The 16,131-nt window shown below is 49.4% G+C and carries 15 protein-coding genes; 2 read left to right on the top strand and 13 right to left on the bottom strand.

What is annotated here, in order from left to right; translation table 11 throughout:
* Positions 1 to 17 precede the first annotated feature (17 nt).
* On the top strand, positions 18 to 503 hold the full coding sequence (locus tag DXD12_RS00345) for a hypothetical protein (protein WP_118636945.1): 486 nt from the start codon (positions 18 to 20) through the stop codon (positions 501 to 503).
* A 40-nt stretch (positions 504 to 543) separates the two neighbouring features.
* Here the strand turns inward: DXD12_RS00345 and DXD12_RS00340 are convergent, their stop codons facing one another.
* From DXD12_RS00340 to DXD12_RS00285, 11 genes are all read right to left on the bottom strand, one after another.
* Entirely contained in the window at positions 544 to 957 is a 414-nt protein-coding gene (locus DXD12_RS00340; protein WP_243105318.1) for a hypothetical protein, read from the bottom strand.
* Positions 957 to 2,282, bottom strand: a complete 1,326-nt coding sequence (gene larA, locus DXD12_RS00335) for a nickel-dependent lactate racemase (protein WP_118491860.1) — start codon at positions 2,280 to 2,282, stop codon at positions 957 to 959. The genes DXD12_RS00340 and larA overlap by 1 nt, the downstream gene beginning before the upstream one ends.
* A gap of 135 nt (positions 2,283 to 2,417) precedes the next feature.
* Positions 2,418 to 3,263 carry a site-specific tyrosine recombinase/integron integrase gene (gene xerA / locus DXD12_RS00330; protein WP_118468091.1) on the bottom strand — a complete coding sequence of 282 codons (846 nt, stop codon included), beginning with the start codon at positions 3,261 to 3,263 and terminating at the stop codon, positions 2,418 to 2,420.
* Between the two features lie 364 nt (positions 3,264 to 3,627).
* Entirely contained in the window at positions 3,628 to 4,188 is a 561-nt protein-coding gene (locus DXD12_RS00325; protein ID WP_147352797.1) for a hypothetical protein, read from the bottom strand.
* A 213-nt stretch (positions 4,189 to 4,401) separates the two neighbouring features.
* Positions 4,402 to 4,974: an NUDIX hydrolase gene (locus DXD12_RS00320; protein ID WP_118293596.1), complete on the bottom strand. Its 573-nt coding sequence runs from the start codon at positions 4,972 to 4,974 to the stop codon at positions 4,402 to 4,404.
* A 55-nt stretch (positions 4,975 to 5,029) separates the two neighbouring features.
* Complete coding sequence (gene proC, locus DXD12_RS00315; RefSeq protein ID WP_022359673.1) at positions 5,030 to 5,827, bottom strand: pyrroline-5-carboxylate reductase; 798 nt, start codon at positions 5,825 to 5,827, stop codon at positions 5,030 to 5,032.
* Positions 5,828 to 6,424: 597 nt separating this feature from the next.
* Entirely contained in the window at positions 6,425 to 7,972 is a 1,548-nt protein-coding gene (gene rny, locus DXD12_RS00305) for a ribonuclease Y (protein WP_107000340.1), read from the bottom strand.
* A 220-nt stretch (positions 7,973 to 8,192) separates the two neighbouring features.
* Positions 8,193 to 8,801, bottom strand: coding sequence for a regulatory protein RecX (locus DXD12_RS00300; protein ID WP_118482367.1), 609 nt, complete (start codon positions 8,799 to 8,801; stop codon positions 8,193 to 8,195).
* 95 nt (positions 8,802 to 8,896) lie between these two features.
* Positions 8,897 to 9,973, bottom strand: coding sequence for a recombinase RecA (gene recA / locus DXD12_RS00295; protein WP_022359677.1), 1,077 nt, complete (start codon positions 9,971 to 9,973; stop codon positions 8,897 to 8,899).
* A 364-nt stretch (positions 9,974 to 10,337) separates the two neighbouring features.
* Positions 10,338 to 11,228: a S8 family peptidase gene (locus tag DXD12_RS00290; RefSeq protein ID WP_022359678.1), complete on the bottom strand. Its 891-nt coding sequence runs from the start codon at positions 11,226 to 11,228 to the stop codon at positions 10,338 to 10,340.
* A 71-nt stretch (positions 11,229 to 11,299) separates the two neighbouring features.
* Positions 11,300 to 12,250 carry a polysaccharide deacetylase family protein gene (locus tag DXD12_RS00285; RefSeq protein WP_117796355.1) on the bottom strand — a complete coding sequence of 317 codons (951 nt, stop codon included), beginning with the start codon at positions 12,248 to 12,250 and terminating at the stop codon, positions 11,300 to 11,302.
* 448 nt (positions 12,251 to 12,698) lie between these two features.
* On the opposite strand from DXD12_RS00285, the gene DXD12_RS00280 reads away from it, so the two are divergent.
* Entirely contained in the window at positions 12,699 to 14,105 is a 1,407-nt protein-coding gene (locus tag DXD12_RS00280; protein WP_117796354.1) for an amidophosphoribosyltransferase, read from the top strand.
* A 149-nt stretch (positions 14,106 to 14,254) separates the two neighbouring features.
* On the opposite strand, the gene DXD12_RS00275 is transcribed toward DXD12_RS00280, so the two are convergent.
* Together DXD12_RS00275 and DXD12_RS00270 are read right to left on the bottom strand one after the other, a co-directional pair.
* Entirely contained in the window at positions 14,255 to 14,578 is a 324-nt protein-coding gene (locus DXD12_RS00275; protein ID WP_022359681.1) for a DUF3870 domain-containing protein, read from the bottom strand.
* Between the two features lie 461 nt (positions 14,579 to 15,039).
* Complete coding sequence (locus DXD12_RS00270; protein WP_107000346.1) at positions 15,040 to 16,050, bottom strand: GGGtGRT protein; 1,011 nt, start codon at positions 16,048 to 16,050, stop codon at positions 15,040 to 15,042.
* Positions 16,051 to 16,131 lie beyond the last annotated feature (81 nt).

Raw genomic sequence — 16,131 nt, 5'->3', positions numbered from 1 at the left:
TAAAAGGAGATCTCAGGATGAAATCAAAATTATTCCTCTGCGCGGCTCTGGCTGCAGCTCTCTACGTGACGCCGTCTTATGCAGCTGATTATTCCGCACAGGTTGTGAGTTTTTCTCAGGAGGACCCGGACAACCTCTCCATCGAGCTGACCGGCTCCAAAGTAATTACCGACGATTTTTCATTCAAACTTCCATCCCAGTCATTTTCGAGACTCATCATGGTTCCGAACGGGGATTCCTACGAGGTATATGAAAAAACAGCCTATGAAGCCAACGGAGGCGGACTTCTCTTCCGCATTCTCGCATTTGAGGACACACATTACCGCGATTTAAACGGCTGCACCATCTTAGGCTTCTGCGGCAACAAGATCTTCATTCTGGATCCGCACTACGACGAGCAGTATGCCAGCGACAGCGAAGAATATGCAAAATGCAAAGAAATCGTGACCTCGATCAAGAAGAGTTTCATTTCCTATATCAAAGACGCCGGGACGGTTGAGTAGCATCGAATCGAATATAAATATGCAAAAAGGACGTCAAATTCTAAGTTTTTCGCTTGGATTTGACGTTCTTTTTTACTTTAAACTCTTCTATTTTGGGCTCTTCTATTTTCGTCTTTGTGCCATAGAGGTCCCTTACAAGACCGCTGATGGTCGTGTACTGGCTTCTACGCGGGTAACGGACTGCCAGCATAGAAGAAACAACCGCGCCGATCGCCCATGCTGTATCATACCAGCCTGCCGACAGCCCCACGGTAAAGGCGTTCTCCGCGATACCGATCGTCGAAGCGCCGCCGATCGCCAGACCCGCGATACTAGCTGCCACGACAAACGCATTATTTTTTCCTTTATATAAAAGAAAGTTCTCTGAATCCTTTTTCTGGCTGTAAGACACATAGATACTGATGCCAAACAGCAGAAGCACATATAAAATAACAATTAGCAGCGGAATATTCATTACTTCGCGCCTCCATTTTCCTCTGCCTCGCGGCAAATACGCTCGTAGGCTTCCTTTGTCTGCGGGAGCACGCTTCCGCCGTACGGAATTACATATACATCTTTTCCGTTAAAGTCTACCTCTGCCAGCAGATCCTTCATATCTTTAAACGATCTTACGCCCATATCCCGAACCAGCTCCGGCTCCATGGAAGACAGAAGCAGCGTCTTCGAACGACGGATGGACTCGCAGGCTGCGTAGAAAATATAGCCGCCGATGGTGAAAGACGCACGCAGTGCCTCATCCAGGCATCCCTTAGAGAGAGGCTTAATCCAATCGAAGAAATCCCTGGAACCGCTTCCCTCCGGGCATTCCGCCAGCATAATGAGTGTACCGCCCTCTTTGACCGCTCTCGATGCGTTAAACAGCGTCTTGGTGGACTGATAAAAATTCAGATCCTTCGGGAAACCGCCGCAGCTTGCAATTACGACATCTGCCTGATAGTCGATCGGCAGTCCGTATCCCTTCTGTACATAACTGCAGCTTGCCTGCCATGCCTTGTCAAACTCACCACAGAATAAACCGCTGTGGCGGGAAGACGTATCTACCACGATATTGATACCGAACGTAACATGTACCATGGCACCTGCCTCTCGCATATCCAGGTTGATCGGGTTGTTCTCCACCAGACCGCTACCGACACGCACATCCGTCATCGGTTTCTCCGGATCCAGCGCACGCTCATGGTTCATGCGGATCGTCTCACGGGAAGCAATACCTGGAACGATGCTCTTTCTTCCGCCGCCGTAGCCTGCCATCAGATGGTGCACCGTACCGCCGATGCAGATGACCTTTCTGCCGACTGCCAGCGGATTGACCGATACACGCGTTCCAAAGGACGTCGTACCGATGTATACCAGATCCGGCGCATCGCAGTCATGGTCAGTCACGCTCGCTACATGGTCGTAGACAAACTCGCTTGCAAGTTTTCTGCGATCCTCCGCCGTATTCTTGCGGTGTGTTCCCAGTGCAACCACAACCGCAATCTGGTCATATCCCACGCCCATCTCATCGTGCAGATATTTTACCAGAAGCTCGCAAATCACGTCCTGACGCATCCAGAAACGCGTCATATCACTGATCACGATCGTAACCGGATCGGTCGGTGCAATCAACTCCTTTAACGGCTTCGTGCCAATCACACCATCCGTCACACAATGCAAAAATTCTGCTTTTATATCTTCAATGACCCGCATCTTATTTTCATACAGGTATTTTACACTCTTCGCACCGTCAATCTCAAAATCGACCGCCGACGTTCCGTACTTTAAATGTACTTGCTCCATTGTCTTTCTCCTTCACATTTCCTCATCTGCGTTAAACGTTTGCGCTTTAAACCACTAAAGTATATAATAAAGCATCTGTTTTGTCAAGTCTTTCACAAAACAGGTGCTTTATTTTTATAGTTTATATGATATTTTTCAATCTTCCCGGTACGCCGCATACATCTGCGTCGTCGCCATATCCGAATGTCCAAGAATCGTCTGAACTGCCCGCATGTCTGCACCTCTCGCAATCAGGTGCGCCGCAAAGGAATGGCGCAGCGTGTGCGGCGTGATATCTTCCTCAATCCCGGCTTTCTCGCCGTAATATTTGATAATCTTCCAGAATCCCTGCCGGCTCATCGCGCCGCCCGTACAGTTGACAAAGAAATAGTCCGATCCCTTTCCACGCAGCAGCTCGTTTCTCGCATGTTCCAAATACTCCTCCAGCGCTGCTTTCGCCGAACGTCCAAATGGGATCGTCCGCTCCCTCTCCCCGTCGCGACAGACCAGAAATCCAATGTTCATATTGATATCTTCCATCTGGATCCCTATAAGCTCTGACACCCGGATTCCGGTCGCATATAAAAGAGCCAGCATCGCCTTGTCCCGAATCTCCTTCGGTGTCTGCCCGGATGGCTGTGCCAGAAGCGCTGATACCTGATCGACACTCAGGACCACCGGCGCCTTTTTCTCCACTTTCGGCGCATGCAGACTTTCCGCCGGGTTCCGCCGGATGCATGCCTGCATACATTCATAATTAAAAAACGCTTTCATCGCCGCCATCATCCGTGAAATGGTGGTAGCCGCCTTTCCCTGCTCTTCCATATGAAGAATATATCCATGCAGGCTGGTCTTTGTCACCTTCGCCGCCTCCCGGATCTCTTTCTCCTCCAGATAAGTAATCATCTGCATCAGATCTCTCCGATATGACTGTACGGTATTTTCCGATGCCTGTTTTACCTCCCGCAGGTACTGTTCAAATCTGTCTACTTCCCCTCTCATACTTCCCCAATCTATTCTCGTAACCATTTCCGCCATTCTTTTATTCACGGCATTTTCTGCCAACCCCCCAGCCTGCAGGACAAATATCGTTCCGCGGTAATCCTATCGATTTCTCCATCCGAACCATCCATTCTCCTGAGGTTTTCTCACCCTATCTGCAACTTACCTTCTTCTCCACAAACAGGGCTTTTATCGTCCGCAGGTATCATTATATCTACATTTTCCCATAAAATCAAACATAATTTTCCCCACTTTTCCTACATTTTTCGACTGATTTACATAAAAATACAACATATGGTGCGTCCACTTTTTCCACCCCCATATGTTGTAAATTTTGAATTATATTTTTATTCGGACAGCCCCATTAAAATGGGCAGTGTGAGACCAGTAATGATACAAAACCAGGATTCAGCCACACTTCCAGCGCTGTTCCCATCCCCAGCACCAATAAAAGGATTAAAAATCCAGCCGTCCGTATCCGCCTCTCCTTTGCAAGCGCCCAGGAAAGAAGCAGCCAGAACACAGGAATATAAAACACCACCTGTGGAAATAACGTTGCCACAAATACAGGCAGTCCCCAAAAACCGCCCCAGCCAGTAAATCCTGCCAGCAGCCATGCCTGCTCCAGACCTAAGACGAGACAAGCCCCCCACGCAGCCAGGCATGCGACCGGCGTCATACCTGCCAGCCACAGCATCAGCGCCATCCCTGACCGCTGCAGCCAGACCTGAAAAAACAAAGTTCCCCGGCTGGCTGCCTTCATTCCGGCGTTTAGATGCCACCCGGCACCCGATGGATCTCCAATTTCTTGTCCAAGCCTCGCTGCCAGCACACTTTCCAGCCCGGCATGTCCGCTCCCGGACGAAATTTGAAAACAAACGGCTGCTATCGTCCCCAATACAATCCCAAGGATCCAAAAAAACACTGATACATCCCAGGTACTTAAAGCCGGAAGCCGGAATCTCCTTTTCACATGCAATCCCTGCCTATTCCTTTGTTACCTTATCTGTATTCAGTGTTTTTTATAATATGCCTTTATATCTGCCTCTATATGCTGTTAGCTTCATGCGTCTTTCAGCGTTTAATCCATATATTTATTTCATCACAGATGCTTACAGTGCTTCGCTGATCCTTATTTTTACTTCTGTCCTGCTTTGCAGGCATACGCCAGAATCGCGGACACAGTCTTTCCATCCGTCAGTTCTCCTGCGTAGATCCGTTTCAAAAGGTCGGAAAGTTCCCACGCCTCTATCTCAATCTCCTCGTCCGGGTCAAGATGCTGATGGGTTTTCTTGAGATCGCGTGCCAGAAAAATATCCAGCGCCTCATCACAGAACGCGATCGTTGTGTTGACGCTCATCAGATATTCCAGATGGTCACAACGGTAGCCCGTCTCCTCCTCCAGCTCGCGGTACGCGCAGTCAATCTTCGCCTCATCCGGCGAATCCAGCTTACCAGCCGGAATCTCCAGTGTATAGCGGTCCAGCGCATTGCGGTACTGACGCACCATGAGAATCTTTCCATCCTCCGTAACCGGAAGCACCGCTGCCGCGCCGTCATGATGGATAAAATCCCATTTTGCCTGATGTCCGTTTACCTCGACGGTATCTTCGTACATTTTCAAGATGGTTCCCTGATATTTTAACTCTCGTTTCAGGCGTTTGACCGGCACGGACTCCAGCGATGCCTGCTTTTCTACTTTCTGTTCCATATTTTCTCACCCTTATATCCAGGTTCCTTCTGGGTTCTTTTTCAACATTTTTTCACTATTTCAGGTCGATGCACTTCTCATAGCATGCGTCACATGCCTTGATAACCGCATTCCGCAAACCATACTCCTCCAGGACGCTGACCGCATAGATCGTCGTGCCGCCCGGCGAGCAGACATCATCTTTGAGCGCGCCCGGATGCTTGCCGGTCTCGAGTACCATCTTCGCACTGCCGACAACGCCCTGCGCCGCCATCCGGTAAGCCACATCTCGCGGCATGCCGTACTTAACGCCCGCATCTGCCAGCGCCTCGATGAACATATAGATGTATGCCGGTGCACTGGAACTGATACATACAACCGCATTCATCATATATTCCGGAACGATCTCCATCATACCAAAAGATTCAAAGAAATTGCTGATCATCTGCTTTTCTGTCTCTTCAAACAGCTTCTTGTCGTAGCAGACACCTGTCATACCCTCGCCGATCAGCGCCGGCGTGTTCGGCATCGCACGCACGATACGGCGGTCACCGCCCAGCTTCTCGTTGACACTGTCAATCGTGATACCCGGTGCAATCGAAATAATAATATTTTCTTTCGTTACATGGTCCTTGATATCTGCCAGTACATTGTCATAAAACTGCGGTTTTATAGCTAATACGATATATTTTGCATTTTCCGCACAATCCTGGTTTGTGTCAACCGCCTTGACACCTGTCTCTTTCTCTATCTGTGCCACTCTCCGGCGGTTCAGATCCGTAAAAGTGATATCTTCCGTTTTATATTTGTTCAGCAGGCTTCGCATGATCGCATAGCCGATATTTCCCATTCCGATAAAACCAATTTTCGCCATAATCTTTGTCTCCCTCCATCTGCCATCCGGCACTTCCCTGCCGGATGATCCTCCATTTGTTGTCTGACTGCAGCTGCTCTTTCCAACAGCCACATCTGGCTTTCTATTCAGCATCTTGGTAACGGTTCAATCTTCTTACCATTACGCCACAATAAATGCATGAAACTGCTAAATAATCACTATTTTTCAACTCTATCATGCTATAATACTCGTCTTTTGGACAGTTTGCAAGCAAAATTTCTCCGCCTGCCTTCACGCTCACGACCCTTTATTTTACCCTGCTCATGCAAATTTTCAGTCTGTCCGAAAAACAGAGTTTCCGTTTTCCGCTTCATGAAAAAAACCTGTATTTTTCTGTTTTTCTTTCTCTCTCAAAAAAGATGTAAAGAATGTGCCTTGGCACATTCGGGCGTCTCGCGCGGTCGCTTGCGACATGTTTCTTCTTCGCGCGAGTGCGCATCCTCGCGGAGCGTTTTTTTGTTTCATAGGACGCAATTCCCCATGAAACAAAAAAGTCTTATGAATGTAATGTATCTTCATCCATAAGACTTTTATTTTCATGCTCAAGTTTACTCCATGCAGCCCTGCTGCCGGGTTTTATTTGGCGTACTCGGTAACTCTCGATTCACGGATTACATTGACCTTGATCTGTCCCGGATACTGTAACTCTTCCTGAATCCGCTTTGAAATCTCTCTCGCCATCAGAACCATATCATCGTCGCTGACCTGTTCCGGTACAACCATGATACGCACCTCACGACCTGCCTGAATTGCGTAGGATTTATCAACACCCTTATAGGAGTTCGTGATATCCTCCAGCTGTTTCAGACGGTTGGTATATGTTTCCAGAGTCTCTCGTCTCGCACCTGGACGTGCCGCTGAAATCGTATCAGCTGCCTGTACCAGACATGCAATCAAGCTCTGTGGCTCTACATCGCCGTGATGGGCTTCCACTGCATTGATAACGGTTGCGGACTCTTTGTACTTCTTACAGAGCGCCACACCCAGTTCTACGTGGGTTCCCTCCTGCTCGTGATCGACTGCCTTTCCAATATCATGTAATAAACCTGCACGTTTGGCGGTCCGTACATCGACGCCCACCTCAGCCGCCAGAAGTCCGGCTAACTGTGCAACCTCAATCGAATGCTTCAATGCATTCTGACCGTAACTTGTCCGGAATTTCATCTTACCAAGTAGTTTGACAAGTTCCGGATGGATACCATGAATGCCAACTTCCAGAAGAGCCGCTTCGCCCTCCTCGCGCATCATGTTTTCCACTTCTTTCTGTGCCTTCTCTACCATCTCTTCGATTCTGGCTGGATGAATCCGTCCATCCACAATCAGACGTTCCAGTGCAATACGCGCTACCTCTCTCCGGATTGGATCGAAGCCAGACAGGACAACTGCCTCCGGCGTATCGTCGATGATCAGTTCCACGCCCGTCAGAGTCTCCAGTGTACGAATATTTCTTCCCTCACGTCCGATAATTCGTCCCTTCATCTCATCATTCGGAAGCTGTACGACTGATACGGTTGTCTCAGCCACATGATCCGCAGCACAGCGCTGAATCGCTGTCACCACATAATCCTTGGCTTTCTTCTCTGCTTCCTCTTTCGCTTTCGCCTCGAGATCTTTGATCAGCTTCGCCGTATCATGCTTTACATCTTCTTCCACGGAACGCAGCAGATATTCCTTTGCCTGTTCAGAGGTTAAACCGGAGATCTTCTCCAGTTCCAGCATACCTTTCTCATAGAGAGCCTCTGCCTCCGCAGTCTTTCTCTTGAGTGCCTCCTCCTTGACATTCATACCCGCTTCACGCTTTTCCATCGCTTCTGCTTTTTTGTCCAGGTTTTCTTCTTTGCTCAGTACACGTCTTTCATAGCGCTGAAGCTCAGCTCTTCTTTCCTTTGTTTCTTTCTCAAGCTCATTCTTTGTCTTTAACGACTCTTCCTTCGCTTCAAGGAGAGCTTCTCGCTTCTTTGTCTCAGCAATTTTCAATGCTTCATCTATTATTTCCCTGGATCGTTCTTCTGCGCTTCCAATCTTCGCCTCATATGTCTTCTGGCGATGCTGGTTCGCAACGACCCAAGTAATAGCTGCTACAATAACACCTGTAACGATAACCGCAATTATTACTTGTGACACAGGAGCACCTCCTTATTTAGTTTTCATTGTACGAAAATACAATACTATAATTTTAAACGGTTTTATACAGTATGTCAAGCAGAATAAGCGCTTCCTAACCAGCTTCCTGGGACACCTTCAGACAGCGTTCTGTTCTGTTTCATAATACATTTGCACGTTCACAGTCATGAAACAAAATCCATTCAAAATCATCTTTGGTAAATGACTCTGCGCCTGAAAGTCAACTAAATGCATCCTCCCGCTCCTTCATCTCTCTCCGGATATCTTCCCATGAAAATCCCCGCCTCATCAGATAGGCAATGATCTTTTTTTCCTCCTCCGGCGCTGTCTCTCCCGCCTTGTAATGCTTCTTCTCAAGCAAAACGCGGATTGCCTCGCCCGAATCATGTTCTGTCTCTTCCAGCTGCTCCCGGATGATCTCGCGCGATATGCCTTTTCGCTGCAGGTAAAGCTTCAATTCCGCCTGGCTTTTCCGCGTTCCATGAACCTGCAGGTAATTCGCCGCATATCTGGCATCGTCCACAAAATGATATTCCTGCAAAAATCCAATCGTCTCCTGCACGATCGAATCCGGATACCCGTCCTGGAAAAGGCGGCGGCACATTTCTCCTTCCGTCCGGTCCTGCACCTTCAAAAGATTCAGCGCCCGCTCATGTGCCCGGCGGCTTAAAAGATCCAAAAGCTCCCTCTCCGTTCTTTCTTCCAAAACCGCGCCCTCACAGACACCGTATTTTTCTAATTCCCCATTATATAAAAGAAAGGCAAAGTCCTCATCCGTGAAAACTTTGCACTTTCTCTTATCCAGGGATTCTACGCGTTCAATCCGCATATACAGCCCCTTTTCATAGCTACAGTTCACACGTTGCCAGCTGTAACTTTTCCTGTTACTGTTCACACATATGTGCCCTGTAACAGGATTTTACTCTATTTTTCGTCCTCTGCGTCCACTCCTACCGGCGGAAGCTCCGTCGGTGCTTCCTTGGACGCCTCCGGCATCATCGTGTCTTCGGAAAGTCCGTATTTGACACGTACCTTGTTCTCAATCTCAAGGCAGATTTCCGGATTTGCTGCCAGGAAATTCTTCGCGTTCTCGCGTCCCTGACCGATCTTGCTGCCCTCATAAGCATACCAGGCGCCGCTCTTCTCCACGATGTTCTCCTTCGCCGCCAGATCCAGGATATCGCCCTCACGGGAAATACCTTTTCCGAACATGATATCAAACTCTGCCTCACGGAATGGCGGAGCAATCTTGTTCTTCACAACCTTGATGCGGACACGGTTTCCAATCACTTCGCCGCCCTGCTTCAGAGACTCAATCCGGCGGACATCCATGCGGACAGAAGAATAGAACTTGAGTGCCCGTCCACCGGTCGTAACCTCCGGGTTTCCGAACATGATACCAACCTTCTCACGCAGCTGGTTGATAAAGATAACGATACAATTTGAACGGCTGATTGCTGCGGTCAGCTTTCTGAGTGCCTGCGACATCAGACGTGCCTGCAGACCTACGTGGGAATCACCCATCTCACCGTCAATCTCTGCCTTCGGAACCAGTGCGGCAACCGAGTCCACAATCACGATATCGATCGCACCGGAGCGCACCATCGTCTCGGTAATCTCAAGCGCCTGCTCGCCGTTGTCCGGCTGGGAGATATACAGATTATCGATATCAACACCGATCTTCTTCGCATATGCCGGATCGAGTGCATGCTCTGCATCGATAAATCCAGCGATACCGCCTCTCTTCTGTACTTCTGCCACCATATGCAGGGCAACCGTCGTCTTACCACTGGACTCCGGTCCGTATACCTCGATGATTCGTCCCTTCGGAACACCGCCCAGTCCCAGTGCAATATCCAGGCTCAGGGAGCCGGTCGGAATCGTCTCTATATTCATATTCGCACCAGAATCACCCAGCTTCATCACCGAGCCTTTTCCGTATGCTTTCTCAATCTGTGTCAACGCAGCATCCAATGCTTTCAGCTTGTCTTCTTTATTCATCTTTCCCTCCAAAGCGCCGCTCCGCGGCCAATCACGAACAAACGTTCTAAACTTAGCTCTATCATAGCGGATCCGGCTGTAAATGTCAACTGTTTTCTTTTGGTTTTCCCCCGGACGCACTGCAGGATGCTGCCGGATCTATAACCTGATTCTGCGATTCAAAGTATCTACAATTATATCATTTTCCGGCTGGTTCTGTCTATTATTTTGCCGAGAAAAGCTGCTACCCGAACTGTGTCGTACGGAATTTTCAGTTCAGGAAATTCCTACCTGTGAACAGTTACGCTGCCACCATTACTGTTCACACAAAACCTTCCGTTGCAAAAATGCCTGCCTGTACACGTCATCTGGCACCGCCCCGCTTCTACTCTAACAGACGCCCGATATCCAGCGCCCCCCAGCCCTGCTGGTTGCGCGGCAGCCCCAGATCCACTGCCCGCTCTTTAAAGCGAAGCTTCACATCCCGGTTCGTCATGTCCGGGTTCTGCTCCAGCAGAAGCGCCGCCGCCCCCGCGACAAGCGGCGTAGACATGGACGTCCCGCTTTTAAAACGGTACCCGTTCCGCCGCAGGTTACAGCTCACAATCCGTGATCCAGGCGCCACAATGTCCGGCTTGCAGATGCAGGCGTCCGTCGGCCCCCGCCCCGAATAGTCCACCATCCGGCTGCCTGCCACCTCTACCTCCCGGTCATCATCCGCACATCCCACCGTGATGACCTTCCGGCTGATCCCCGGCGTTGTGATCGTGTGCGCGGCTGGACCATTATTTCCCGCTGCCACCACGACCACATACCCGGCATCCCACGCCGCATCGACACCGCGCACCAGCGCCGAATCCTCGCTCATTCCCTTCGGTGTAAAGGAGCCAACCGATATATTGATAATCCGGATCCCGTACTGGCTGCCATTCTGGCGCACCCAGCGAAGCCCTGCCAGCACATCCGATACATACCCATTTCCCCTCTGATCCAGCACTTTCAGGCAGACCAGCTGCGCCCCCGGCGCCACACCCTGATAGCGTCCCGCCGACGCCGTGCCGCTGCCGGCAATCATCCCTGCCACATGCGTTCCATGCCCATTGTCATCATACGGCTGCTGCTTTTTCTTAAGGAAATCCCGAAATCCGTAAACGCAATTTTCCAAATCCGGATGCAGAAATACCCCTGTGTCCAGGATCGCCACCCCGACGCCTTTTCCTGTCAGTCCTCGTCTGTACGCCTCATTGCAATGAATCCATTCTCTCGCCCGGTTCACAGGAAAAAGCCCCCATATTCTTCCCTTACTGTTAGAATATGGGGGCTTTCGCCGTATGTGAATGCAGCCTCTTATTTGTGGAAGCTGTAATAGACGGTTCCGCCTGCCAGTCCACCGCGGAACTGCGCCAGCTCACTGACCGTCACCAGCTGATAGCCACGCTCCACAAGCGCCGGAATGATCGTGACTGCCGCATCACCGGAAGCATTGTAAAGCTCATGCATCAGAACCACCGAGCCATCTTTTACCTGGTTTAACACGGTCTGCACCGATGAAGCCGCATTGCGCGTCTTCCAGTCCAGCGTATCCACATCCCAGAGTACGATCGGCTGGCTGATATTGGCAAGCACAGTGCTGTTTTTTCCACCGCCCGGAAGACGGACTGTTTTCGGTGCCTCGCCTGTGATCGCGGCAACCGCCTGATTGCAGGCCTCCACCTGCTGACGAATCTCCTGTGCGCCTAACTTCTGGAGATACTTGTGATCCTGCGTGTGATTTCCAATCTCATGCCCATTGGCATACATCCGCTGAATCTCACTCTTATAGGAATTCACACGGTTTCCGACCACATAAAAGGTCACACGGCCGCCGTACTGTTCCGCGCAATCCATGATGCGGTTTCCAACCGGGGCATACGGACCATCATCAAAGGTCAGTGCCACCATCGGTGCATTCGGATCGATATAACGACCGCCGCTGGCTACCATTCCATCCGGAACCTGGCTGTCCCCCTGCTCCGTTCCCTGTGTCTCAGAAGCAGTCTGTCCGTTATTTCCTGTCTCCTGGTTCTCTGTTGTCTGCTGTCCTTCCGCTGCGCCAGCATGATTCTCGCTGCCAGCAGCCGTCTGTGCATCCCCCGCCTCATTCTGGGAACCGGACGCCTGCTCCCGCCTCTGAATCAGCTCCATATCCGATGCCGGTCCGGACGGCACATCATCCGCATACGCCGCAAACGACGCCCCTACCGTACAGACCGCCGTAAGTAACAGTGCTGCTGCTCTCATTTTCCATGTTTTTCTCATACCGCTCCAAACCCTCCAAATTGTTTTCTTTTTCTTCTGCCATTCCGATGCAATCCGGAACAGCCGACCATGTGACATACTCACGTACAATGGTTTTATTATATCACACTCTTCCTTTATTAAGAACACTTCGTCCCATTTTACTTCTTACATTTTTCTGACAAGGTTAGTGTTCACGCATACGTGCCCGGTAACGGAATTTGACGTGGTTTCGCATTTAAATACGGCAAATTCCTGCTACCTCCACGTTCTCTTATGACGCTTTCGATCCCAAATGTGCCTGCCTGTAAACAGCTCCAAAGAATATTCATAAGTATTTTTAATAAATATTTCATATTGTGTAATACACCTAATATATGCTATGATAAAAATGATGTCGTTACGCATCACAACGCGTGCAACGTAACACATGGAGTTTATTGACAAAAGAGTTGAAAGGAAGTAACAAATGGGCGGATTTTTTGGTGTCACATCAAAAACAAACTGTACACTGGATCTTTTTTTTGGTACGGACTATCATTCCCATCTGGGAACACGACGCGGTGGTATGGCGGTTTATGGAGAAAACGGTTTCAGCCGTTCTATCCACAATATCGAGAATTCCCCGTTCCGTACAAAATTTGAGCACGATGTCGATGAAATGCAGGGTAACATGGGCATCGGCTGTATCTCAGATATGGAACCGCAGCCTCTGTTAATTCAGTCGCACTTAGGAAGCTATGCCATTACCACAGTCGGCAAGATCAATAATGAAAAAGAGCTGATTCAGGAAGCATTTAAGAACGGGCATATTCATTTCATGGAAATGAGCGGCGGCAAGATCAATGCAACCGAGCTGGTCGGCGCCATCATCAGTCAGGCAGATTCCCTTGTTGAAGGTCTGAAACTGGCACAGGAAAAAATCAAGGGTTCCATGACCATTCTCCTGCTGACCCCGGAGGGCATCTATATCTCCCGTGACCGCCTCGGACGTACCCCGGCGATCATCGGACGCAAAGATGGTGCGTTCTGTGTTTCCTTTGAAAGCTTTGCATACATCAACCTTGGATACACGGACTACAAAGAACTGGGACCGGGCGAGATCGTCCGCATGAACGCCGACGGCGTAGAGGTACTCAGCCCGGCTCGCAAGGAAATGAAAATCTGTTCTTTCTTGTGGGTTTACTACGGTTATCCGACCTCCTGCTACGAAGGAATCAACGTCGAGGAAATGCGGTACCACTGCGGTCGTATGCTTGCCAAACGCGATCAGTCCGACGCCGATCTGGTAGCCGGAATCCCCGATTCCGGTATCGCGCATGCAGTCGGCTACGCCAATGAATCCGGCATTCCATTTGCCCGTCCATTCATTAAATATACCCCAACCTGGCCGCGTTCCTTCATGCCGACCACCCAGAGCCAGAGAAACCTGATCGCACGTATGAAGCTGATCCCGGTAGACGCCCTGATCCGCGACAAGAGTCTGCTCTTAATCGACGATTCCATCGTCCGCGGCACCCAGCTCGGCGAAACAACCGAATTTCTGTATCAGAGCGGTGCCAAAGCAGTACATATCCGTCCGGCTTGTCCGCCGCTGCTGTTTGGATGTAAATATCTGAACTTCTCCCGCTCCAATTCCGAGCTGGACCTCATCACACGCCGCATCATCCGCGACCGTGAGGGCGACAATGTTTCCCCGGAGCTTCTGGATGATTATGCAAACCCAGACAGCCAGAATTATAAGGAAATGGTCGAAGAAATCCGTAAACGCTTAAACTTTACCTCCCTGCAGTTCCACCGCCTCGACGATTTAATCGAGTCGATTGGTCTGGAACCGTGCAAGCTGTGTACGTATTGCTGGAACGGAAAAGAATAATGTTGTAGAATACGTTTCTATGATAACCAAAATGGCAGCCCATCAATTTCTGCTGATGAGCTGCCATCTTTATTCTGTTAATTCTCTGCCAATCGTTTTATCAGCACCGTGCCTTTATAGTTTATACAAGCACACCGCCAATACCCACATCACTTCTGCCCTGTCACCATCATATAACGGTTATGTGCGTCCTTCAGACAGGCAATGAGCGGCTTCTGAGTCAGTGCAAAATACCTTTCCCGGATACTCTGCTGCATCTCGTCCAAATCCGTTTTCAAACTCTTTCCAAGCAGCATCGACACAACAAAATTGCGCGTCACCGACAAAATCGTATTGCACTCCAGATCAAGAATCTTTCCCGTCGCCCGTTCTACTACAAAACTCACATAAAACTCGCCGTGCAGGCTGTAAATCGCGTCCTCCTTGCTCGGTTTCGCCTGACCTACAACCAGAATCGTATCATCCTTATACATTATATCGTTTCCCCTTTTCTTCGAAACTGCCCTGATAAAAGCAGTTTCATCCATATACTGGTTTTATGATACCATGTTCTTAGGAAAGGTACAAGCTACGCTTCCTCGGAACCATATAAAATATGTAGGATTAGTTACTGTTCACGCATACGTGCCCAGTAACGGAATTTGCCGTGGCTTCGCATTTAAATACGGCAAATTCCTGCTGCCACCACGTTTTCTTACGGCACTTTCGGTTCCAAAAGTGCCTACCCGTGAACAGTAACTAGGATTACAATACATCATAAAAGGAACCAAACGCTCTCACGAGAAAAGGGATCGAAATCGACCCCTTTTCCCACTCTTCTTAGGTTAACAAGTATGGTTAACAAATAGTTAACAAGTAATTAACAAATGATGTACTTTTTACTGCTTTTTACCACATCTAACCACCCTTAAAACCCTTGAAAAATCAATATTTTTTAGAATTTTCCAGCTGTAGCTGCTTCCTCAATCGAAACTGCAACCGCCACAGTAGCGCCAACCATCGGGTTATTACCCATACCGATCAGACCCATCATCTCTACGTGAGCCGGTACGGAGGAAGATCCTGCGAACTGTGCATCGGAGTGCATACGTCCCATGGTATCAGTCATACCGTAAGAAGCCGGACCTGCTGCCATGTTATCCGGGTGAAGGGTACGTCCCGTACCGCCGCCGGATGCTACGGAGAAGTATTTCTTGCCTTTCTCTACGCATTCCTTCTTATATGTACCTGCTACCGGATGCTGGAAACGGGTCGGGTTGGTGGAGTTACCGGTGATGGAAACGTCTACGCCCTCTTTCCACATGATCGCTACACCCTCGGTAACGTCATTTGCACCATAACAGTTTACTTTCGCACGAAGTCCCTTGGAGTAAGATTTTCTCCACAGTTCTTTCACTTCGCCTGTGTAATAATCCATCTCTGTCTCTACATATGTAAAGCCGTTGATACGGGAAATGATCTGAGCCGCATCTTTGCCAAGACCGTTTAAGATAACGCGAAGCGGTTTTTTACGGACTTTGTTTGCTTTCTCTGCGATACCGATCGCACCCTCTGCGGCTGCAAAGGACTCATGACCTGCCAGGAAGCAGAAGCAGTCGGTCTCTTCTTCCAGAAGCATCTTACCTAAGTTTCCATGTCCCAGACCTACTTTACGCTGATCTGCTACGGAACCCGGAATACAGAATGCCTGCAGTCCCTCGCCGATCGCTGCCGCCGCATCGGCAGCTCTGCGGCAGCCTTTCTTGATTGCGATTGCCGCGCCTACCGTGTAAGCCCAGCACGCATTTTCAAAACAGATTGGCTGGATCTTCTTTACCTGATCGTATACATCCAGTCCGGCATCCTTCGTGATCTTCTCAGCTTCTTCGATCGAAGCAATGCCATAGCTATTTAATACGGAATTGATCTTGTCAATTCGTCTCTCGTATGATTCAAATAATGCCATTGTGATGTTCCTCCTTAACTATGTACCCTGTGATTATTTGTTACTGTTCACGCATACGTGCCCAGCAACGCAATTTTGCCG

It is taken from the genome of Clostridium sp. TF11-13AC (assembly GCF_003481065.1).
GTDB lineage: Bacteria > Bacillota > Clostridia > Lachnospirales > Lachnospiraceae > Otoolea > Otoolea fessa.
This window is presented reverse-complemented; position numbering and strand designations above follow the sequence as displayed.